Annotated in this window: 19 protein-coding genes; 12 read left to right on the top strand and 7 right to left on the bottom strand. The window is 62.5% G+C overall.

Going from position 1 to position 22,277, the window contains the following annotated elements; translation table 11 throughout:
• On the top strand, nucleotides 1–460 hold a 460-nt coding region (locus tag AC4DF4_RS11190), incomplete at its 5' end, for an IS630 family transposase (protein ID WP_490048195.1).
• Between the two features lie 74 nt (nucleotides 461–534).
• Here AC4DF4_RS11190 and AC4DF4_RS11185 read toward each other — a convergent pair.
• Both AC4DF4_RS11185 and nifJ read right to left on the bottom strand, forming a co-directional pair.
• Nucleotides 535–1,527, bottom strand: a complete 993-nt coding sequence (locus AC4DF4_RS11185) for a dihydroorotate dehydrogenase-like protein (protein ID WP_490048194.1) — start codon at nucleotides 1,525–1,527, stop codon at nucleotides 535–537.
• A gap of 5 nt (nucleotides 1,528–1,532) precedes the next feature.
• Complete coding sequence (gene nifJ, locus AC4DF4_RS11180) at nucleotides 1,533–5,093, bottom strand: pyruvate:ferredoxin (flavodoxin) oxidoreductase (protein WP_490048196.1); 3,561 nt, start codon at nucleotides 5,091–5,093, stop codon at nucleotides 1,533–1,535.
• A 157-nt stretch (nucleotides 5,094–5,250) separates the two neighbouring features.
• Between nifJ and AC4DF4_RS11175 the strand changes: the two genes are divergently transcribed.
• The 4 genes from AC4DF4_RS11175 to AC4DF4_RS11160 all read left to right on the top strand — a co-directional run bounded on the left by AC4DF4_RS11175 (nucleotide 5,251) and on the right by AC4DF4_RS11160 (nucleotide 8,385).
• On the top strand, nucleotides 5,251–6,354 hold the full coding sequence (locus AC4DF4_RS11175; protein ID WP_490048193.1) for a site-2 protease family protein: 1,104 nt from the start codon (nucleotides 5,251–5,253) through the stop codon (nucleotides 6,352–6,354).
• A gap of 87 nt (nucleotides 6,355–6,441) precedes the next feature.
• Entirely contained in the window at nucleotides 6,442–6,891 is a 450-nt protein-coding gene (locus AC4DF4_RS11170) for a universal stress protein (RefSeq protein WP_490048192.1), read from the top strand.
• A 27-nt stretch (nucleotides 6,892–6,918) separates the two neighbouring features.
• A complete protein-coding gene (locus AC4DF4_RS11165; protein WP_490048191.1) occupies nucleotides 6,919–7,998 on the top strand; it encodes an AI-2E family transporter in 1,080 nt (359 codons plus the stop codon).
• Nucleotides 7,999–8,127: 129 nt separating this feature from the next.
• Complete coding sequence (locus AC4DF4_RS11160; protein ID WP_490048190.1) at nucleotides 8,128–8,385, top strand: hypothetical protein; 258 nt, start codon at nucleotides 8,128–8,130, stop codon at nucleotides 8,383–8,385.
• Between the two features lie 14 nt (nucleotides 8,386–8,399).
• Here the strand turns inward: AC4DF4_RS11160 and AC4DF4_RS11155 are convergent, their stop codons facing one another.
• From AC4DF4_RS11155 to AC4DF4_RS11145, 3 genes are read right to left on the bottom strand one after another with little or no spacing between them, the layout of a single operon-like run.
• A complete protein-coding gene (locus AC4DF4_RS11155) occupies nucleotides 8,400–9,329 on the bottom strand; it encodes a thioredoxin fold domain-containing protein (protein ID WP_490048189.1) in 930 nt (309 codons plus the stop codon).
• Nucleotides 9,326–10,378: a DUF4332 domain-containing protein gene (locus AC4DF4_RS11150; RefSeq protein WP_490048188.1), complete on the bottom strand. Its 1,053-nt coding sequence runs from the start codon at nucleotides 10,376–10,378 to the stop codon at nucleotides 9,326–9,328. The genes AC4DF4_RS11155 and AC4DF4_RS11150 overlap by 4 nt, the downstream gene beginning before the upstream one ends.
• Nucleotides 10,379–10,430: 52 nt before the next feature.
• Nucleotides 10,431–13,121, bottom strand: coding sequence for a valine--tRNA ligase (locus tag AC4DF4_RS11145; protein ID WP_490048187.1), 2,691 nt, complete (start codon nucleotides 13,119–13,121; stop codon nucleotides 10,431–10,433).
• 203 nt (nucleotides 13,122–13,324) lie between these two features.
• Between AC4DF4_RS11145 and AC4DF4_RS11140 the strand changes: the two genes are divergently transcribed.
• On the top strand, nucleotides 13,325–13,675 hold the full coding sequence (locus tag AC4DF4_RS11140; protein WP_490048186.1) for a hypothetical protein: 351 nt from the start codon (nucleotides 13,325–13,327) through the stop codon (nucleotides 13,673–13,675).
• A gap of 287 nt (nucleotides 13,676–13,962) precedes the next feature.
• Here the strand turns inward: AC4DF4_RS11140 and AC4DF4_RS11135 are convergent, their stop codons facing one another.
• Nucleotides 13,963–15,453, bottom strand: a complete 1,491-nt coding sequence (locus AC4DF4_RS11135; RefSeq protein ID WP_490048185.1) for a DUF1501 domain-containing protein — start codon at nucleotides 15,451–15,453, stop codon at nucleotides 13,963–13,965.
• Nucleotides 15,450–18,230, bottom strand: coding sequence for a PSD1 and planctomycete cytochrome C domain-containing protein (locus AC4DF4_RS11130; protein WP_490048184.1), 2,781 nt, complete (start codon nucleotides 18,228–18,230; stop codon nucleotides 15,450–15,452). Before AC4DF4_RS11130 ends, AC4DF4_RS11135 begins: the two co-directional genes overlap by 4 nt.
• 204 nt (nucleotides 18,231–18,434) lie before the next feature.
• On the opposite strand from AC4DF4_RS11130, the gene AC4DF4_RS11125 reads away from it, so the two are divergent.
• The 6 genes from AC4DF4_RS11125 to tal all read left to right on the top strand — a co-directional run bounded on the left by AC4DF4_RS11125 (nucleotide 18,435) and on the right by tal (nucleotide 22,276).
• Entirely contained in the window at nucleotides 18,435–19,001 is a 567-nt protein-coding gene (locus tag AC4DF4_RS11125; RefSeq protein WP_490048183.1) for a YqgE/AlgH family protein, read from the top strand.
• A gap of 24 nt (nucleotides 19,002–19,025) precedes the next feature.
• Nucleotides 19,026–20,231, top strand: a complete 1,206-nt coding sequence (locus tag AC4DF4_RS11120) for a bifunctional 3,4-dihydroxy-2-butanone-4-phosphate synthase/GTP cyclohydrolase II (protein ID WP_490048182.1) — start codon at nucleotides 19,026–19,028, stop codon at nucleotides 20,229–20,231.
• A 51-nt stretch (nucleotides 20,232–20,282) separates the two neighbouring features.
• Entirely contained in the window at nucleotides 20,283–20,561 is a 279-nt protein-coding gene (locus AC4DF4_RS11115; protein ID WP_490048181.1) for a BrnT family toxin, read from the top strand.
• A gap of 14 nt (nucleotides 20,562–20,575) precedes the next feature.
• A complete protein-coding gene (locus AC4DF4_RS11110; protein ID WP_490048180.1) occupies nucleotides 20,576–20,848 on the top strand; it encodes a CopG family antitoxin in 273 nt (90 codons plus the stop codon).
• A 2-nt stretch (nucleotides 20,849–20,850) separates the two neighbouring features.
• Nucleotides 20,851–21,240, top strand: coding sequence for a VanZ family protein (locus tag AC4DF4_RS11105; protein WP_490048179.1), 390 nt, complete (start codon nucleotides 20,851–20,853; stop codon nucleotides 21,238–21,240).
• 82 nt (nucleotides 21,241–21,322) lie between these two features.
• Nucleotides 21,323–22,276, top strand: a complete 954-nt coding sequence (gene tal, locus AC4DF4_RS11100; protein ID WP_490048178.1) for a transaldolase — start codon at nucleotides 21,323–21,325, stop codon at nucleotides 22,274–22,276.
• Nucleotide 22,277 lies beyond the last annotated feature (1 nt).

Below are 22,277 nucleotides of genomic sequence, written 5' to 3'. Positions count from 1 at the left end.
GCGCCATAAATGGGCCAAGCGGGGCTCGCGACCGACCCAGGCCTACCAGGGGAGTCACGTCCGGCAGAATGTCATCGGCGCGGTCAATCCCTCGACCGGCCAGCTGGTGAGCCTGATCATTCCTCAGTGCGACACGGCGGTTTTCCAGATCTTCCTTGATGCGATGGCCGCGGAGGTGCCGAAGCGTCGAGGCAAACGCGTTCTGCTCGTCCTCGACAACGCCGGCTGGCATAAAACCAAGAGCCTGTGTTGGCATCACATCGAGCCGGTGTATTTGCCACCTTACAGCCCCGACTTCAACCCGATCGAGCGACTTTGGCAGCACCTGAAAGGACACTACCTGGCCGGCTACTTCACGAAACAAAGCAAGGACCTCAGCGACAAGCTCGTTGAGTCGATCCAGCACTTGATGGATCTACCAAAAATCATCCGATCCGTTTGCAAAACGCATTCCGAATAACGGAACTAATTTTTGGCAAAGGGTCTAGCTGGTGAACAATAAAATCAGTCGGTCGAGGAGTTTATTTCGGCCGCTCAGACTTTCCAGAGTTGCAGCACGCGCAGGTAGTTGGCGCGCTCGAAGACGGATGGATCTGGGCAATGGAGGTGGCTCATGCTGCCGCGCATTTCCTCGACGGATTTGTAATCATGCTCCTCCAGCCAGCGGCTCAGACCGGTGATGAGTTGGCCGATGTGGGACGGGCCGTATTTGAGAAGGCAGGAAACGACCTGCACGACGCTCGCCCCGCACATGATGGCCTTGATGATGTCTTCCATCGTGTGCACGCCGCCGCTGAGGGCGATGTCGGCTTTCAAATGGCCGTGGAGGATCGCCGCCCAGCGCAGGCGCAGGCGGAGTTCGGTGGAGTTCGAAAGATCCAGGCGGTGGGTGGCTTCAAGCTCCTCGATGTCGATGTCCGGTTGATAGAACCGATTGAACAGAACCACGCCGGATGCGCCGAGCGCCTCGAGCTGTTTGGCGAAATGTCCCGGCGAAGAGAAGAACGGCGAGAGCTTCACCGCGACCGGGATGGTGACGGAATTCTTGACCGCGGTGAGGATGTCGAGCGTGCGCTTTTCCACCGCGACTCCGGGTTCATCGGTGTCGGTGGCGATGTAATAAACGTTGATCTCGAGCGCGTCCGCGCCGGCTTGTTCGATCAGGTGGGCGTAGTCGATCCAGCCGCCCATGCTCACGCCGTTGAGCGAGCCGATGACCGGGATGTCCACCGACTGTTTGATGCGGGTGATCTGGTTCAGATAGCTGTCCGGGCCAAGGCAGTAGTCCTCCATTTTCGGGAAATAGGAGACGGCCTCGGAGAACGATTCCGCCGGGTGCTCGGTGTGGGCGAATTCCGCGATCTGGTCGTTGGTGATCTGCTCCTCAAAAAGCGAGTGCATGACGATGGCGGCGGCCCCGGCGTCTTCGAGGCGGCGCACGTTGTCGAGCTTGTCAACGAGCGGCGAGGCTCCGGGCATCACCGGGTTTTTCAAGGGCAGGCCGAGGTAGGTGGTGGAGAGGTCCATGTCGATCAGGCGTTAGGAGTGGTGGTTTCGGGCTGCTTGGAGGCCGCCATTTGTTGATAGAGGGCGAAGCGTTCCTTGACGGAGGCGGCCGCCATTTCCTGGAGCATGGCGGAGCGTTCCGGGTTGATGCGTTCGAGCATCTGGAAGCGCGACTCGTTGCGGGTGAAGTCGGCGAGCGAACTCTTCGGCGGCGCGGAGTCGAGTTTCATCGGGTTTTCTCCCCTCTCGGCGCGGCGCGGATCGAAGCGGAACAGCGGCCAGTAACCGCAGGCGACGGCGCGCTTCTGTTGGTCGAGGCCCTGCGACATGCTGTAGCCGTGCGCGACGCAGTGGCTGTAGGCGATGATCAGCGAGGGTCCGGGATAACTCTCCGCCTCGCGGAAAACGGTGACTGCGTGCGCGTCCTTCGCGCCGAGCGCGATGCGGGCGACGTAAACCGAACCGTAGGTGGTGGCGATGAGGCCGAGGTCCTTTTTCGGCAGCGCCTTGCCGGCCATGCTGAATTTCGCGACCGCGCCGAGCGGCGTGGACTTGGACTGCTGGCCGCCGGTGTTCGAGTAAACCTCGGTGTCGAGCACGAGGATGTTGACGTTTCTGCCAGTGGCGATGACGTGGTCGAGGCCGCCGAAGCCGATGTCGTAGGCCCAGCCGTCGCCGCCGACGATCCAGACGCTCTTGTCCACGAGGTAGTCGGCGATCTGATGGAGCGTGCGGGCTTCGCGGCTGGATTGGCCGCTAAGCGCCTGGCGCAGGGCGGTGACTCGCTCGCGTTGTTGCTCGATTCCCGCTTCGGTCGATTGATCGGCCGCAGTGATCGAGGAAACCAGATCATCGCCTAACACGCCCGCCAGGCCGTGAAGCAGGACTTCCGCGAAAGCCTTTGATTGGTCGAGGCTGGCGCGGAAGCCGAGGCCGAATTCCGCGTTGTCCTCGAAGAGCGAGTTCGCCCAAGCCGGGCCGCGGCCGCAGGCGTTCTTGGTGTAGGGCGTTGTGGGCAGGTTTCCGCCGTAGATCGACGAGCAACCGGTGGCGTTGGCGATGAGCAGGCGGTCGCCGAAAAGCTGGGTGAGCAGTTTCAGATAGGGAGTCTCGCCGCAGCCGGCGCAGGCACCGGAGAACTCGAACAGCGGCTTCATGAACTGCGTGGTTTTCACGTCATCGCGCAGCATCTCGCGGTCGGGATCTGGCAGGTCGAGGAAGAAGGCGAAGTTCTCGCGCTCGGTTTCGCGCAGCGGGAGTTGCGGCACCATATTGATGGCCTTGCGGCTCGGGTTGCTCCTGTCCTTGGCGGGGCAGACTTGCACGCAGAGCTGACAGCCGGTGCAGTCCTCGGGCGCGACTTGCAGCGAGTAGAGCATGCCGGGATATTCGCGCACCTTGAACTCGGTGGACTTGAAAGTGGCGGGCGCGTTGGTTAGGCGGTCGGGGGTGAAAACCTTCGGCCGGATCGCGGCGTGCGGGCAGACGATGGCGCACTTGTTGCACTGGATGCAGATGTCGGTCTCCCAGACCGGGATTTCCTCGGCGATGTTGCGTTTTTCCCACTGGGTGGTGCCGGTCGGCCAGACGCCATCGACCGGGAAGGCGCTAACGGGCAGCAGGTCGCCCTTGCCGCCGAGCATCAGCGCGGTGACGCGCTTGACGAAGTCCGGGGCGTTTTCCGGCACGATCGGATTCAGGCGGTGGATCGAAGTCGGCGCGTCCGGATAGCTCACCTGGATCAGGTTGGCGAGCGTGCTGTCCACCGCCTCGTAGTTGCGCTGGACCACGGCCTCGCCGCGTTTGCCGTAGGTCTTCTGAATGGCGTATTTGATGGCGGCGATCGCCTCGTCCTTCGGCAAGACGCCGGAAATGGCGAAATAACACGTCTGCATGATCGTGTTGATGCGACCGGGCATGCCGCAGTCGCGGGCGACGGTGCTGGCGTCGATGGCGTAGAACGAGAGGTTCTTCAGGATGATTTGCTCCTGGATCTCGCGCGGGAGGTTTTTCCACGCGTCGTCGGAATTTCCGGGCGAGTTGAGCAGGAAAATGCCGCCGGGTTTGACGTAGTCGAGCACGTTGATCTGGTGGAGCAGGTCGAAGCGGTGGCAGGCGACGAACTCGGCCTGGCGGATCAGATAGGTCGAGCGGATCGGCGCGGGGCCGAAGCGCAGGTGCGAGACGGTCATCGCGCCGGCCTTCTTCGAGTCATAGACGAAGTAGCCTTGCGCGTAGTTGTCGGTGCCCTCGCCGATGATCTTGATGCTGTTTTTGTTCGCGCCGACGGTTCCGTCCGAGCCGAGGCCGAAGAAGACCGCCTGCTTCATGCCGGGTGGCACGACTTCGAATTCAGGGTCGTAGTCGAGCGAGAGTCCGGTGACGTCGTCGTTGATGCCGACGGTGAAAACGGGCTTTGGCGAGGGTTTCAAGAGCTCGTCAAACACCGCCTTGATCATGGCGGGCGTGAATTCCTTGGAGCCGAGTCCGTAGCGGCCGCCGATCAGGCGGATGGCGTGCGTGTCCTTCAGCCAGCCCGCGCTGTCGGCCAGGCGGAGGGCGGCGGAGACGTCCAGATAGAGCGGTTCGCCGAGCGCGCCGGGTTCCTTGGTGCGGTCGAGCACGGCGATGGATTTCACCGACTTCGGCAGCACGGCGGCGAAGTCCTCGACGGAGAACGGCCGGTAGAGACGGACTTTGACGACACCGGTTTTCTGGCCGTTAGCATTGAGCCAGCCGACGGTTTCCGCGACCGCCTCGCCGCCGGAGCCCATGATGACGATGACGCGATCCGCTTCCGGGTCGCCTTCGTAGTCGAACGGCTTGTAGGCACGGCCGGTTCGCGCGGCGAAGTCGGCCATCGCTTCTTTCACGAGGCGCGGAAGCTCGATGTAGTAGGGATTTCCCGCCTCGCGGGCTTGGAAGAACGCGTCCGGATTTTGGGCGGTGCCGCGGATCACCGGATGGTCCGGCGTGAGCGCGCGGTCGCGGTTGGCGGCGATGCTGCCCTCGTCGATCAAGGCGCGGAGGTCGTCGTCACTCATCAGCGAGATTTTCGAAACCTCGTGGGAAGTCCGGAAGCCGTCGAAAAAGTGCAGGAACGGCACCCGCGAGCGGAGCGTCACCATTTGGGAAATCACCGCGGTGTCCTGCGCTTCCTGCACCGACCCGCCGCAGAGCATGGCGAAGCCAGTCTGGCGGCAGGACATGACGTCCGAGTGGTCGCCGAAAATGCTCAGCGCGTGCGTCGCCAGCGCGCGTGCGGTGACGTGCAGGCAGAAGGGAATCAGCTCGCCGGCGATTTTATACATGTTGGGAATCATCAACAGCAGCCCTTGCGAAGCGGTGAACGAAGCACTCAGCGAACCGGCCTGCAAGGCACCGTGCAACGCGCCCGCCGCGCCGCCTTCCGACTGCATTTCCACCACACTGGGAACCGCGCCCCACAGGTTTTTCCTACCGGCCGCCGACCATTCATCCGCGAACTCGGCCATCGCGGAGGACGGCGTGATTGGGTAGATGGCGAAAAACTCGTTCAGGCGATAGGCGACGGCGGCGACGGCTTCGTTAGCGTCGAGCGTCCCCATGGAGGAGTGAGATGTGGCATTCACAATCGCAATAAACACTCTCGGATCAGGAAGATCCACACTGTGCAAAGTATGGAGTCGGAAAAAGCAATCGGCGCGGAACAGGGCGCCGAAATGATCTTGAGATGGCGCGCGGATGGGATTAGGTTCGTTTCCTATGAAATGGTCCCTGAAACTCGGCAGCGTCGCCGGTATCGGCGTGTATTTGCACTGGACCTTCGTCCTGCTGATCGGCTGGATTTTCCTGGCCCATCTCGGCGCGGGCGAGACTGCCCGTCAGGCGTTGGAGGGAGTGGGCTTCATTCTGGCGCTGTTCGGCTGCGTGGTGATGCATGAGTTCGGCCACGCGCTCACGGCCAAACGCTATGGTGTGATGACGCGGGACATCACCCTGCTGCCCATCGGCGGCGTCGCCCGCTTGGAACGCATTCCGGAAAAACCGATGCAGGAATTCTGGGTGGCCATCGCCGGGCCGGCGGTGAACGCGGTCATCGCGGCGATGCTTTTCGGAATCCTGCTGCTCCAGGGCCGGACTCACGAACTGATGGAAGTCCATGGAATGAAAGACGGATTTCTGGCGCAACTGATGTGGGTGAACCTGTTCATCGGCACCTTCAACCTGCTGCCGGCTTTCCCGATGGACGGCGGACGAATCCTGCGCGCCTTGCTGGCCAGCCGGATGGGACGCCGCCGCGCGACCGCCATCGCGGCGAACATCGGCCAAATAATGGCGATCCTGCTGGGCGTCGTCGGGTTTTTCCACAACCCGTTTTTGATATTCATCGCGATTTTCGTCTATCTGGGAGCGCAGGGCGAGGCGGCGCAAGTGGAGGCGGAGTCGGCGTTGGAAGGCCTGCAGGTGCGGGATGCGATGATGACGCGATTCCGGACACTGTCCGCGCATGACTCGCTCGGCACGGCCGTGGAGGAGCTTCTCGCCGGCTCCCAACAGGATTTTCCGGTTCTTGAAAGCGGTCAGGTGCTCGGCGTCCTGCGCCGCAACGACCTGGTCAAGGCCCTGATGGACGGCAACCGCGGGGCCGCCGTCGGCGATGTCATGTGGCGCGACTGCAGCCCGGTCAATGACACGGACGTCCTGACGCCCACGCTGGAATCCATGGGGAAAAACGAATGGGCCACGCTGCCGGTCATGGGCGGCGGCCGGATCGTCGGCTTGCTGACGCTGGAAAACATCGGCGAGTTAATCATGGTCAACGCCGCCCTCGCCGGCAAGGCGACGCGGGTGGTTCACGCCGGATGACCGGTCCGCGCCCGGCAGCGCGATTTCCATGCGGGGGAAGGATCGATCTTTACAATAAACCGCCGCAGGTGTTATAGACGAAATGCCATGAAAACCATAATCGTCGCAGTCGATTTCTCAAACGCCACGCCCGGAGTGACCCAAATCGCCATGGACCTGGCGAAATCCTTCGGCGCGGACTTGCAGTTGCTCCACGTCGTCGAGCCGGAACCCGGCTACGCCGCTTACGGATTCACGCCGGGTGAATTTCCGGCGATGATCGAATTCCACGAAGAAGCGAAGCGCCGGGCCTCGGCCAAGCTGGACGAGCTCCTCACCACGGTCCGCGCGCAAGTGCCTGACGCGACCTCCAAAATGCTGGAGGGCAGCCCGCTGCAGATATTGCTCGATCACGTCAAGCAAAGCGGCGCGGACTTCGTGGTGGTGGGTTCGCACGGCCACGGAGTGATCGCGTCGCTGCTGCTCGGCAGCGTCGCGGAAGGCATGGTCCGCAAGGCCAGCGTCCCGACTCTCATCGTGCCCGCCGCCCGCGAGTAACCGCTCCCGCCAGCGCCGGAATTCCCAATGAACCGCTCCGCACCCCAAGCGCCGGAGGAGATCCCGCCAGCGCGTCCCCGCGAACCGTCCGCCCCGGCGAACGGTCTCGTTCTCACAGCCTTGGTGCTCATCGGGCTCTATCTTTGCTACCAGCTGGCCCTGCCGTTCCTGCCCGCCATTTCGTGGGCACTCGCGCTGGCCGTCATCCTCAGCCCCTTGCAGCGCAGGCTGGAATCGAAGTGGAAACGCCGCAATCTGGTGACTGCCATTTCACTCGCCGTCATCGCGGTGATCGTCGTCGTGCCGGCGATTTTCGTGGCGAACCGCCTGATCACGGAAATTTCAAAAGGCGCCGAACTCATCCAAACCCACGCCGCCGCAGGCACTTTGGCCCAGTCCCTCGGCAACTACCCGCACCTTGCCCCGCTCGACCGCTGGATCGAACGACAGATCGACTTGCCCGAAACCGTCGGCCGCCTCGCCACCTGGTTGACCAACACCGCGACCTCGTTCGTGCGCGGCTCGGTGATGCAACTGACCGGCCTGCTGCTCACTTTCTATCTGCTCTTCTATTTCCTCCGCGACCGCCACCTCGCGCTGGACTCGCTGCGATCGATGGCCCCGCTCTCACCTGCGGAAATGGACCGTGTGTTCGGCCGGGTCACCGCCACCATCCATGCCACGGTTTACGGCACGCTGGTGGTCGCCACCATTCAAGGCACTCTTGGCGGCCTCATGTTCTGGATTCTCGACCTGCCCGCGCCCTTGTTGTGGGGACTCATCATGGCCCTGCTGGCGGTCATTCCGGTCCTCGGCGCCTTCGTCATCTGGATTCCCGCCGCCATCTGGCTGGCATCGCAGGGGATGTGGGGAAAAGCCCTGCTCCTCACCGCGTGGGGCGGCATCGTGGTGGCGGGCATCGACAATCTGATCTACCCGATCCTGGTGGGAAACCGACTCCATCAACACACCCTTCTCACCTTCATTTCCCTCGTCGGCGGCCTGATCGTCTTCGGCTCGTCCGGGATCATTCTCGGCCCGCTCTCGGTCACCCTCACCCTGCTGCTCCTCGAAATCTGGCACGACCGGAAACTTACCCACACCTGACCGTCCGCATGGCAGGCGTGTGGACGGTCCATGAAACGCGCCCGGTTCGTCAAAATTTGCCATCCCATGGTTTTTGCGCTTCCCTTCGTTCTCTTTGTTGCCTGATTACTTCATCGCCCTACCCTGATCATGAACGACGACCTCCTCCCCGACCTGATTGCCGCCGTCGAGCAGCAACTCGTCTCTCCGCAAACCCCCTACGTCGCAAAAACCCTCGCCCGACTCACCAAGCTCGGCCTCGCGGAAACCGAGGCCAAAACCCAGATCGCCCTCTGCCTCGGCGGGGAAATGGACGCCATCCTCAGAACCCGCAAGCCGTTCGACGAAAAGTCCTACCGTGCCGGCCTCGAAGGGCTGCCGATGCCGGATGACGAGAGCGAGGCGTAAAAAATCGAGCTTTTCTACTGAAGATTCCTCATCTTCTTCTGTTCGGCGATCCACGCGCGATCCTTGTCCGAGAGGGTTTCCTCCTGGGTCCGCGAGCGGGTGCCGTCGGGCTCGATGAAGGTCAGCGTGCCTTTGGAATAGGAAGTGAGTCTGGCGAAAATCTTCCGGCCTTTTCGATCTTCCCACTCGCGATAGCCCTTTTTCTCCAGACCGGCGCGCCACCCCTTGTAAGACTCGGCGGAAACCGCTTCGGCGTGCTTGATCTGGCCCCAAAGGAAATCCGCCTCGCCGCGCTTGTAACCACGGTAACGACCGATGACTTCCCCGCTCGGGCTGAGCAAAATCAGCGAGGGATACCCCATGACTTTATAACGCTTCTTCAACGCGGCGTTGTAATTCTTCACCGTCACCCGCCGGTCTTCCGAGGAACCGAGATCGAGATTGGGATCGGAAATCTTCACATTCGCGTCCACCCGCAGGCGGACGAGTTTTTCGCTGGCCCAGTTCCCGAAGTCGTTGGTGGAGAACAATTCCTGGGTCATCGCCTTGCACATCGGGCTGCTGGTGGAATCCGTGAACCAAATGAGCAGCGGCTTGCCCTCACGCACCGAGCGCAGTTTGGCGATGGTTTCACTGTCCTCCCACGGCCCGCGTTTGGCGGAGGAGAGCAGGGTCGACAGCTCGGGGATAGCGGCGTCCGGGTCGTCGGGATTCGTGTAAACGATGTCCTCTTCCGGGGTGATGTTCAGCGCCAAAGGCTTATTTCCTCCGGCGACCACCGGAGTGCCGGGATCGGAGTTTTTCGAGCGGAGCTGCGGCGGAATGCCCGTCGGTCCGAACGGACCCGTCGGCTCCTTTTCCGCAAGCTTGCCTCCCAAACCCAGCTTGGCGCACGAACTCAGTGCGACGGCGAAAACCAAGGTCCACGGAAATAAGCGCCTCATTTTTTCAACCTCACCGGAGTCCCGCAATATGGGCAGCGGAACCATTTGAACAACAGGATGTGGATCGAGACCGGGATCACATGGCCGAGGCCACGAATGTGGTGCGCCTTGGAGTTTTTCAGGCAAATCTTCGGGACAAACATCTTCTGGTTACAAATCCGGCATTTCCCTTGAAGCCCCCAGATCAGATAGGCAATGCCGAACACCGGCAGGCTCAGCGGAAACGCCAGAACCCACCTCGGAACCCAATCGAATCGCTCGGGCATTTCGACGGAAAGCAGCAGCAGCAGCGCCGAAATGATTCCGAGTGGCAGCATCACCGATATGACAATCGTCACCAACGCGCCAAACCCGATCGAGACCGGATGACTGTGCAGCACCCCGCGGATATAGCGGCGGGATTGCGGGTCACGGCCGCGGTTGGTTTCCACCCGCGGCGCGCGAATCAGGGCGATCCGGTCATCTCCATTCACCGCGATCGGGGCAAACGGCCGGGCCTGCGGGGCCCCCATCGCGTCGAAAGTCTTGATCCGGGAGGTGTCGATTTCCTTGCGCGTCGCCGAGGTGTCGGCAATCCGCAGGTTGTTCGATGTAGTGATCGCGCGGCCATGTTTCGGCGCGGGAATGCGCTCCTCGACTTTCACCTCCAAGTCGCCGGAATAGCGGTTGAGCAAAATCGCCGGCGGGATGTCCGACACGGCCAATTCCCGGTCCACCAGCAAGCGCGCCGACAGCGGGATCGCAAACGGCGCGTTTTCAAGCATCGCCGCCACTCTCGGCAAAATCTCGTGATTGATTGGCATCGCCAGTTCCACCGCCCCGTCTTCGACCAATCCGGTGAGATCGCGGGCGGCGGCGATCCACGCCTCGACGCTGCCCCGGTCCGGAGTTTTCCCGGCGAGCTGGAGAATCCTGTTGGCGCGCTCAAGCTCGCTGGCCAACTCATCCACCCCGGCCTTGGCGAGTGCCTCCGCATCGGGAAAACCCGCCGCTTCGAGGAGCTCGCGCGAAGCCTCGCTGATGTCAGGAATGCTGCTGAGATTCGTCATGCGTTCATTGTCACCCTGCGACTCTATTCAATGAACTCCTCTTGGCAAGCGGTCATGCCAGCGCGGCGAGCATCTCGCCGAGCAGCACCAGTTTCGCCTTCCAGTCTTCAAGCCGGGCCTTCTCTTGCACAACGACTTCCGGCGGCGCGCGGTCCACGAAGCTGGCATTCCCCAGCTTCCCTTCGCACTTTTTCACTTCGATCTCGATGTTGGAAATCTCCTTGGTCAGGCGTGCGCGCTCGGCTTCGACGTCGATCAGACCTTCAAGCGGCATGTAAACTTCGCCCACTCCCGTGACCGCCGCCGGCGTGCCTTTCGGCGCGTCATAGGCTGAATCCAGCGTGATTTCCTCCGCCCCGACCAGCAGCGCGAGCGTCTTCGTCTGCCCGGCCAGCCACTCCGGCGCGGCCTTGATCACGAACTTGATGTCCTTGCGCGAACCCATCTTGTATTCCGCCTTGAGGTTCCGCATCCGGCCGGCCGACTCGTAAATCTCCGCCGCCAGCGCCTGTGCGGCGGCGACCGTTTCCGCCGGGATTTCCGCAAGCAACGGCGCTGCGGGCAAAACCTTTTGCATCAGAAATTCCCCCGGAGCCACGTAGCCCATCCGCTCGGAAAGCTCTTCCGTGACGTGCGGCATGTAGGGACTCAGCAACTGCAAATAGCGGCCCATGATCACGTCGAACACACCCAGCGTCCGCGCCTTCACTTCCGGCGGTGCGGTGTCGCGGAGGTCGAGCTTGAGCGCTTCGAGGAACTTGTCGCAGAAGTCGTTCCACAGGAATTCGTAAAGTCGGTGGCCGATCTCGCCGAAGCGATAGTCGGCGTAAAGCCGCTCAAGATCCGCGGCCAACTCGTCGAGCTTGGCCATCGCGTTGAGGTGGAACGGATTCAGCCCGTCCATGTTTTCGAGCGCCTGATAGGGCTCGCCGCCCATCTGGCGCAGGCGGCAGGCGTTGTAGAGCTTGTTGGCGAAATTCCGGCCTTCCTCGATGGAAACCTCGTCGAAGCGCAAATCGCTGCCGACCGGCGCGATCCGCATCAGCCCGAAGCGCAATCCGTCCGCGCCGTATTTCTCCATCAGCTCGACCGGGTCCGGCGAGTTACCTAACGACTTCGACATCTTCCGCCCCTTGAGGTCGCGGATGATGGAAGTGAAATAAACATTCTTGAACGGCAGCTCGCCGGTGAACTCGTAGCCCGCCATGATCATCCGGGCGACCCAGAAGAAGATGATGTCGGGGCCGGTGACGAGGTCGTCCGTCGGATAGAATTTCTTGAGCGTCGGAGCTTCCTCGCCGACATTCGCCATCGTCGCGAACGGCCACAGCCACGAGGAGAACCACGTGTCCATCACGTCCTCGTCGCGGGTCCATTTCTCGGCGTCGGCGGGTGGCGTTGTTCCGACGTATAGGTCCCCATAGGACATGTGGGACGTATCGAGCGACTCGGCGTTTTTGAGTGTTTCGAGCTTTTCCGTGCGATACCACACCGGGATCTGATGCCCCCACCAGAGCTGGCGGCTGATGCACCAGTCCTGAAGGTTTTCCATCCAGTGCGCGTAAGTCTTCGCCCAGCGCTCGGGCCGGAACTTGATGTCGCCGTTCGCCACCGCGTCGGCGGCTTTCTTCACGCAGGGATATTTCAGGAACCACTGCATCGAAATGCGCGGCTCGATCGGCACGTGCCCGCGCTCGGAGAAACCGACGTTGTTCTCGTATTCCTCCACCTTGAGCAGCAGGCCCATTTCCTCCAGCTTCGCCGCCGCCCGCTTGCGCGCAACGATGCGGTCGAGGCCGTGGAGCTCAGGGACTTCCGGGCAGTTGATGTGCGCGTCCGGCGTTAGAACGTCGATGATTTCCAGATTGTGGCGGATGCCGATTTCAAAGTCCGCCTTGTCGTGCGCCGGAGTGATCTTCAACGCGCCGGTGCCGAACTCGATGTCCACATGGTCGTCCGCGATGATCGGAATCTCCGCATGCGGAAACGGCCGGAACACCTTGCGCCCGATGTATTTCGAAAAACGCGGGTCCTTCGGATTCACCGCCACCGCCACGTCGCCCATCAACGTTTCCGGGCGGGTGGTGGAAATTTCCAGGAACTCGCCGGGTGCGTCGGTGAGCTCGTATTTCATGAAATACAGCTTCGAGCGCTGCGGCGTCATGATCACCTCCTCGTCGGATAGAGCGGTGAGCGAAACCGGGCACCAGTTGACGATCCGCTTGCCCCGATAGATCAGGCCCTTTTTGAAAAGCTCCACGAACACGTGGCTCACCCACTCGGTGTAAGGCGCGTCCATCGTGAACCGCTCGCGGCCCCAGTCGCACGAGCAGCCGAGGCGCTTGAGCTGGTTGATGATGATGTCGCCGTGCTTGTTTTTGAAATCCCAAACGCGCTTGAGGAACTCGTCGCGTCCCAGATCGCGGCGGCTCACGCCTTCCGTCTCGCGCACCTCGCGCTCGACCCGCGCCTGCGTGGCGATGCCGGCGTGGTCGGTGCCGGGCAGCCACAACACTTCCTTGCCATTCTGCCGCGCGCGGCGGGCGAGGATGTCCTGCAGCGCGTTGTTCAGGACGTGGCCGAGGTGCAGGATGCCGGTGACATTCGGCGGCGGAATGACGATCGAATACCCGTCCTTCGCGGACGAAGGATCGGCTTCAAAACATTTTCCGGCGATCCAGGCGGCGTACCACTTGGCTTCCACCGCTTGGGGTTCATAGGCTTTCGCTAACTCAGACAACATGGGGGCGGATGGATGCCAGAGGCGGCAGGATTTGTCCAGTGTGGGAAAGCAGCCCCTCAAAGATCGCGCGATGCCGCAAAACGACAGCGCATTTGGCGTCCCCTTGTGCTATGTTTGCCCATTGTCGGGATGATTTCCCTGCCAGACGTCCCCCGGCGCCCCAACCCCCAACCCCCAACCCCCAACCCCCAACCGGAAAACCGATGAAACCACAAACGATGATTCTGCTCGCTTGCACGATTCCCCTGTTCATCTACGCCGCCTGGAACCCGGACGTCCTGGCCGGAGCGCGAGCCCAACCGCAAGCCCCGATCCCGGGTGCTCCCGCCGTTGACTACCCTCTCGGTCTGCGCTGCGTCGTGACCGTGGATCCCCTCGCCGCCTCGAAGCCCGTGGTCGCCGGGACCTACAACAAAGTCACCGGCTTCGTCGCCCCGGACGTCGCCGAAGGCGTCCTCATCCGAATCGATGACGAATGGCTCGTGCTCCGCGACGGCTACCATGATGATTGGATCCCGAGAAACAAAATCATCCTGATGCACGTCTCCCGCTGATCCGCAAAATCAGCGCGCAACCGAAAAACCGACTTGATGAGCGGATGAGATTGCCCGATGCGGCTCTGAGACGCTGCTGACGTTTCGTCGCAAGGCGCGCCGACGGCAGCATGCCCGAAGCCCAGCTCGGGGCGGACCGTTGCAAAACGCAAGAGTCCTGCTATACTAACCATGGAAATCGCGAAAGATGTCGCGCCAACCGGCTCGGCCACTCCTTTGGCGCATCCAACGCCTGACTAACATCGATATCCACTCGTCATGTTGAGGCCGCGCGCCGGTGGCGTGGCTCACGCGAGGATGCCTTTGACGACCTTGCTCCCCGGCTTGGTGATGTTCGTCAGGCGTTGGGGGACGCCCTGTGAGGGAAACGTCAGCTTCTCGTGATCAAAGCCCATGAGGTGCATCATGGTCGCGTGGAGGTCGTGGACGGAGACCTTGTCGGTCATGGCCTCGTAGCCGATGGGATCGGTCTCGCCATAGGAAACGCCCGGCTTCACCCCGCCGCCGGCCATCCAGATGGTGAAGGCGCCAGGGTTGTGGTCGCGGCCGACGAAGGCCATTGAATTTCCGCCGCGGTTTTCCTGCATCGGCGTGCGGCCGAACTCGCCGCCCCAGACGACGAGGGTGTCTTCCAACAGGCCGCGCTGTTTGAGATCCTTCAGCAGCGCGGTCATCGGTTGGTCCACCTCCTTGCAGCGCTCGGTGAAGCCGCTGTTGAGCGCCTCGCTCGCGCTGGCGCCGTGCGAGTCCCAACCCCAGTGGAAGAGCTGGATGTAACGAACGCCGCGCTCGGCGAGGCGGCGGGCTAACAAGCAGTTGTTGGCGAAGGATTCCTTGCCGGGCTCGGTGCCGTAAAGCTCGTGGGTGGCCGCGTTTTCCTGCTTCAGGTCGAAGGCGTCGGTGGCGTGCGTCTGAATCCGGTAGGCCATCTCGTATTGGGCGATGCGGGTGACGGTCTCGGGATCGCCGACGTCCTCGGCGATTTTCTGGTTGAGTCGGTCGAGTGTGTCGAGCGAGCGGCGGCGGAGGCCGCGCGAGATGCCGGCGGGGTCGTCCAGATAGAGCACCGGCTCGCCCTGGGATCGGCATTGCACGCCCTGATAGACGGACGGCAGGTAGCCCGCGCCCCAGACGGATTTGCCGGCGTCGGGATTTTTACCGCCGGAGGTGAGGACGATGAATCCGGGCAGATTCTGGTTTTCCGAGCCGAGTCCGTAAGTTGCCCACGAGCCGATGGACGGCGCGCCTAGATTCTGGGAGCCGGTGTGGACGAGCAGTTGCGCGGGGCCGTGGTTGAACTGGTCGGTGTGCATCGACTTGATGAAGCACACGTCATCGACCACCGAGGAAAAGTGCGGCATGCGGTCGGAAACCCATGCGCCGGACTGGCCGTGCTGCTTGAATTCGAACTGCGGGCCGAGCATTTTCGGCACGCCCTGGATGAAGGCGAACTGCTTGCCTTCGAGGAATTCCTTGGGGCATTCCTTGCCGTTGAGCTTGAGCAGCTCGGGCTTGTAATCGAAGAGCTCGTGCTGCGAGGGCGCGCCGGCCATGTGCAGATAGATGACGCGCTTCGCCTTGGCGGCGAAGTGCGGCATCGCGGGTGCGAGCGGATTGGCCGGGTCTTTTTGCAAGGCGCCTGACGCGCCCCACGCGCGGCCGGTCGCGCTTGCGAGCCACATCGCGCCGAGGCCGGTGCTGCATTTCGCGAGGAAGTGGCGGCGGGTCAGATGTTCCAGTTGCGAGTGCTGGAGCCGGGCGAATTGTTCGGGGTTCATCGGGTGAGAGCGGAGTCCAGGTTGAGAATCGTGTTGGCCACGAGCACGAGTGCGGCGGCATCCGGTGTTTCCGCGAGCTTGGCGGATCCGGCGGGATCTTTCTGATAGTCGGAAACGCAGTCGACGTGGAGGGCGGCGAGTTCGTCGAGCATCGCGGGCGAGGCGACTTGCTGGGTGGCGAGCAGGATGCCGAACGCGAGCTGGCCCGGAAGGTCCGCCGAGTGCGCGGTCATGCGTTTGGCGAATCCCTGGGCGGCCTCGATGTGGGCGGGATCGTTGAGGGTGACCAGCGCCTGCAACGGCGTGTTGCTCACCAGCCGGCGGGCGCTGCACAGGTCGCGGCTCGGCGCGTCGAAAGTGAGAAATCCCGGAAATCCGCTGGTTCGCTTGGAGTAGGTGTAAAGCCCCCGGCGGTAGCGGTCCTCGCCGGTCGATTCCTTCCAAGTCGCGCCGCTGTAAACCGAGTTCCACACTCCGTCGGGTTGCGGCGGATAGACGGGCGGACCGTGCATTTTCGGCGAGAGCAATCCGGCGATGGCGAGCGCCTGGTCGCGCACCATCTCGGCGGCAAGCCGGTTGCGAGGGCCGCGGGCCAGCAGGCGGTTGGCGGGGTCGTTCTCCACGAGTTCTTTCGACGCGCGGTGGGTCTGGCGGTAGGTCGAGGACAGCACGATTTCACGGAGCATGGATTTCACCGACCATTTGAAATCGCCTTGAAAGCGAAGTGCAAGATGATCCAACAGTTCCGGATGGCTCGGCGGCGTGCCGGAAGTGCCGAAGTCCTCCGCGGTCTGCACGATGCCGGTGCCGAAAAGCTCGCCCCACAGCCGGTTCACCATCACGCGGGCGGTCAGCGGGTTTTGCGGGCTGGCGATCCAGCGCGCCATGTCGAGGCGGCTCATGCCGTCCTTCGTGGTGTTGTTAGCCAGCAATTCCGGCACGCCGGTCGTCACCACGTCTTCCTTGGACAAGCGGTTGCCGCGGGCGAAGACGCGGGTCTCGCGGGCGGGGCGCTCGAGCATGACAGGAACCATCTTGCCCTCGATGGCTTTGTATTGCCTGGCGATCTCGTCGCGGGATTTCCAGATGGCGGCGCGCTGCGGGTCGTCCACCAGCGTCGTCCATTCAGGGCTGTTGGAAACATCCACGGCAAAGCGCCGGACCGGGGTGGCTTGAGAGCCCGTGGTTGCGCCATTCTGGGTCATCGAGATTTCCAGTCGCGCGCCGGGACCGGGATTCACCACTTTGCCGGGGACGAAGACGAACCAGCGCGGGCCTTCGAGTTTCGGGAAACCGCCGACATTGCCGCCGGGTTCGGGCTCGACGGGATCGCCCAGATGATCGACAAAAACCTCCTTCATCGCGACGGGCGTGACCGCTCCGGCTGGATCGATCAGGTTCACCTCGAACTTCGTGACCAGAGAGCCGCGCTCGGGCCATTTTTTCGGGTCGTCTTTTTCCGGCAGGATTTTCAGGCGCAAGGCGCTGAACGCCGGTGCCGGACCGGACACCTTGTGGATATTTCCTTTCGGCAAGGTGCCTTCGCTGCGGATCGTGCCGTCGTCAGAAATCGCCAGTTTTCCATGGCTTGGAGCGAGGGTGTCGGGCGTGACGGGTTTCCAGTCGGCGGTGGATTCCGCCAGGTCGTGGCCGGCCCGGTTGAGCTGCTCGCGGAGGATTTGGATGTCGATTTCCAAAGCCGAGGCCTCGGCGGACTTGGCGGGATCCGTCGGCACTTTCATGCGCGGGAAATCGTCGTCCTGGTCGAAATCCGCGGTGCTGTTGAAGAAGGCGGTGAACTTGTAAAACTCGTCGTGCCCGATGGGGTCGTAAGGATGCGAGTGGCATTGCACGCAGCCGAAGGTCGTCGCCTGCCAGGTGGTCCAGGTGGTGCTGACGCGGTCGATCACGGCGGCCACGCGGAACTCCTCGTCATCGGTGCCGCCCTCGGTGTTGGTCTGGGTGTTGCGGTGGAACGCAGTCGCCAGGCGCTGGTCGGGAGTGGCGTTAGGCAGCAGGTCGCCGGCGAGTTGCTCGATGGTGAACTGGTCATACGGCATGTCCGCGTTGAACGCGCGGATCACCCAGTCGCGGAAGGGCCAGACGTCGCGGTGCGGGTCTTTTTCAAATCCGTAGGTGTCCGAGTAGCGGGCGAGGTCGAGCCACACCGCCGCCCAGCGCTCGCCAAAGCGCGGGGATGCTAACAAGCGATCCACCGCTGCGGCCCGGTCATTTCCCAAGCGCGCCAAATCTTCCTCGGCCGGCGGCAGGCCGGTGAGATCGAAGCTCACCCGGCGCAGCCATTCGGCAGGGCTGGCTTCGGGAGACGGCTTGAGGTTTTCCCGGTCGAGGCGTTGCAGGATGAAACGGTCGAGCGGCGCGGCCGGCCATTTTTCATCGGAAACTTTCGCCACCGGCGTTTGCTTGGGCGGGACGAACGCCCAGTGGTCCTGCCAGTCCGCGCCCTCGGAAACCCAGCGTTCAATGAGGGCGATTTCGGCGGCGGCTAACGGCGGCCCGTGCTTCGGCTGCGGCATGACTTCGTCCGGGTCGCTGCTGCGGATACGGCGCAGCATCTCGGACTCTGCGGGCTTGCCGGGGACGATGGGGTGCTCCCCGGACTTTCCTTTGAGCAGCGCCTTTTCCCGATAGATGAATGAAATCCCCCCCGCCTCCTTCACTCCGCCATGGCAGGCGGTGCAATGCTTGGTGAGGATGGGCCGGATGTCGCGGTTGAACTCCACGCGCTCAGCCGCTCCCGCGAGGGAAGCGAGCATAAAGATTGGGCAAAGGCGGTGTGGGCGGAACATCATACGATTAAAAAATACGTCGGCAGGGCCGGATTGAAAAATACGTCGGCAGGGCCGGATTGAAAAATACGTCGGCAGGGCCGGATTGCTATCACCAAACCGCAGACCCGGAGTAAAAATCTTCCGCAATCCGCGGTTGGCGAACGCCGGTGCTGGCATTAGGATCCGCCCGTGGCCGACGATCCGTTCAATCCCAATCACCCGATCCAGCTCCAAGGGCAGCTGCTTTTGGCGGATCCGTCGTTGCGGAACTGCACTTTTCATCGCTCGGTGATCCTGCTGGCGGAGCACAAATCGGATGAGGGCGCTTTCGGCCTGATCCTGAATCACCCGACGGGGAGAATCGTCGGCGACTTGCTGCAAGGCGAGGATTTCGCGCCGCTGCGGCAGCTCGCGGTGCACGCGGGCGGGCCGGTCGCGCCGGACCAGCTGACGTTCTCCTCGTTCTGGTGGAGCAAGAAACTCGGCCTGCGCTGGGCGCTGCGGATTTCCGCCGCGCAGGCCGTGAGCCATGCCCACCGGCCGGGGCGGATCGTGCGGGCCTTCATCGGCTACTCGGGCTGGTCCGCCGGGCAGCTGGAGAACGAACTCCGCCGCAGTTCGTGGATCGCCACCCGCCCGCAACCGGACCTGCTGGGCCACGAGCACGACCGCAATTTGTGGTCCGAGCTGCTGCGCCATCTTTCCCCACTCCACCGCATCCTCGCCGAGGCTCCGGATGATCCGTCACTCAACTAGCCGCCGTTTTTTTTCCAATCCATCATGTCAGACCCGTCTCTCACGTTCAGCCCCATTCCTGAAATCATCGCGGAAATCGCCGCCGGCCGCCTGGTGATCGTCGCCGATGATCCGTCCCGCGAAAATGAAGCGGACCTGGTCGGAGCCGCATCGCTGTGCACGCCGGAAATGGTCAATTTCATGGCCATTCACGCGCGGGGATTGATCTGCGCGCCGGTCACCGCCGAGCGGGCGGAAGAGCTGGAACTGCCGCAAATGACCCGCCGCAACCGGGAGGGCCATAAAACCGCGTTCACCGTGAGCGTCGATGCGGCCGAGGGCATCACCACCGGGATTTCCGCGGCCGACCGCGCGCTGACCATCCAGCTGCTGGCCGACCCGAATGCGGGGCCGGATGCCTTCGTCCGCCCCGGCCACGTCTTCCCGCTGCAAGCCGTGGTGGACGGGGTGCTCCGCCGCACCGGACACACCGAGGCGGCGCTCGATCTCGCCGGGCTCGCCGGACTTCCGAAGGCGGCGGTCATTTGCGAGATCATGAACGACGACGGCACGATGGCCCGCGTCGGCCAGCTCGGCGACTATCAGAAACGCCACGGCCTCAAGGCCTGCACCATCGCCCAGCTCATCGAATACCGCAGGCGCTCCGAGAAACTCGTGGTCCGCGAGCAGACGGTGAAGATGCCGACGGATTTCGGCGAGTTCGACTGCCATCTCTACCGGATTTCCACCGATGCCAGCCACCACCTCGCCATGAGCCGGGGTGTCATCGATCCGGAGAAACCGACACTCGTGCGGGTCCACTCGGAGTGCCTGACCGGCGATGTTTTCCAGTCCCAGCGCTGCGATTGCGGCGGCCAGCTGGCGGCCGCGCTGGAGCATATTTCCAAGGAAGGCGGCGTGCTGCTCTACCTCCGCCAGGAGGGGCGGGGGATCGGCCTGCCGGCGAAAATCCACGCCTACAAGCTCCAGGAAGAAGGGCTAGACACCATCGAAGCGAATGAAAAACTCGGCTACGGCTCGGACCTCCGCGACTACGGCATGGGCGCACAAATCCTCTACGATCTCGGTGTGCGCAAGATGCGTCTGCTGACCAACAACCCGAAAAAAGTCATCGGCCTCGAAGGCTACGGGCTGGAAATCGTCGAGCAGCTTCCCATCAGTTTGCCGTCAAATCCGCACAACGAGAAATACCTCGAAACCAAGCGCACTCGGATGGGCCACACGCTCTGACTTTGGCAAAGTCTTTGTTGCGCTTTCCCGACTCATCCGCAGACTCCCGTCATGGAACTCGACCTTATCGACGTTCAATTCGACCTTCGAAACATCAAACCGCGTGAGCTTGAAGAAGCTTTCGAGGATCCTTTTGCCGTGCGTTTCCTGCCAGACAACGAGCGCTCCGACGGCGCTACCCGCTACTACGCGCTCGGTCGCACAGTGGCGGACCGGTATCTGTTTCTATCGTTCAGCACGGACGGCAAATCCGCCCGCGTCTTTGCGGCCCGCGAGATGTCGGAAGCCGAACAGAAATTCTACGATCGCAAATACGCGGAATTCCGCTGATTCCTTTTTATCCCATGCAAGCCGTCACCCGCTGGACTGAAATCCCCGAGTTTGCCGACGAGGCAGCCGAAGCCCGTTACTGGGAAACCCACGAGCTGGACGGTCGGCTGATGGCCACCTCCGTCCGCGAGGCTGACTCGCGCGAATCCACCACCATCACCCTGCGATTCGATCCGCGGATGCTTTCGCGCATCAAGCGCATCGCCCGCGGCCGCTTCCTCAACTATCAGTCGATGATGAAGCAGTGGCTGGCGGAGCGGCTTGAGGACGAGATGCGCAAGCTCTGAGGATGGCGCGGCTTCCTCGAAATCCGAAATTCTGGCTTGGCGCGTTCCTGCTCTGGTTCGCCATTTTATGGACGCTTTCCTCGTTCCCGAATCCGGGCGGATTTCAATCGCCAGTCGATCATTTCGACAAGGTCACGCACTTCGGTTATTTCTTCTTCGGCGGCGGATTGTTGAGCGCCTGGCTTTTCCGGCTGCGACCGGACCAGCCGGATTGGAAGGCGATTCTACCGACCACGATCCTCGCCATCGCACTGATCGGCGGACTCGACGAGTATCATCAGACCTTCACGCCGGGCCGCAGCGGGAACGATCCTTACGACTGGCTGGCCGACGCGCTCGGTGCCGTGGCAGGCGCGTTTGCCTTCAAGCACTTTCATCACCGGTTGAAGTGAAATTCATGCCGGGATGCGCCGGGCGCGCGCATTTCATCTTCCCAATCCGGGGACGCGTGGCTAAGCCGAGACCCGCATGAGCATGAACCAACTCGATCAATTGAAGCAGTTTACGACCGTCGTCGCCGATACCGGGGACTTCGAGTCGATGACAACCTACAAGCCGCAGGACGCGACAACCAATCCGTCGCTCATTCTCCAGGCCGCGGCCAAGCCGGAATACCGCCACCTCGTCGAGCAGGCCGTCAGCGAGGTGAAAGCCACCGGCGTCACCGGTCCGGCGCTGACCGAGGCGATTCTCGACCGCATCCTGATTTTGTTCGGCTTGGAAATTCTCAAGATCGTCCCCGGCCGCGTCTCGACCGAGGTCGATGCCCGCCTCTCTTTCGACACCGCCGCGACCATCGGCAAGGCGCACCAACTCATCGCCGCTTACGAGAAGGAAGGCCATTCGCGCGACCGCATCCTGATTAAGATCGCCTCCACCTGGGAAGGCATCAAGGCCGCGGAGTCGCTTGAAAAGGAAGGCATTCACTGCAATCTCACGCTGCTGTTCTCCTTCGCCCAGGCCGTCGCCTGCGCCGAAGCCGGCGTGCAGCTCATCTCGCCATTCGTCGGCCGCATCCTCGACTGGCACAAGGCCGCCACCGGCAAGGATTTCCAAGGCGACGAGGATCCCGGAGTCATTTCCGTCCGCGCCATTTACAACTACTACAAGAAATTCGGTTATAAGACCGAAGTCATGGGCGCCTCGTTCCGCAACAAGGGGGAAATCCTCGCGCTCGCCGGCTGCGACCTGCTCACCATCAGCCCCGGCCTGCTCGCCGAGCTGCAAGCCTCCGACGAGCCGATCACCGCCCGCCTCACCGCTGCGGAAGCCGCCGCCAGCGATTTCAAAAAGCTCAGCCTCGACGAGAGCGACTTCCGTTTCATGCTCAACGAAGACGCCATGGCCACCGAGAAAACCGCCCACGGCATCCGCGCCTTCTCGGCGGACATCGTGAAGCTGGAAAAACTCGTGGAAGGCATGATCTGAG

It is taken from the genome of Luteolibacter sp., from assembly GCF_058122085.1.
The sequence above is the reverse complement of the archived record's forward strand: the minus strand, read 5'-3'. Positions and strand labels throughout refer to the sequence as shown.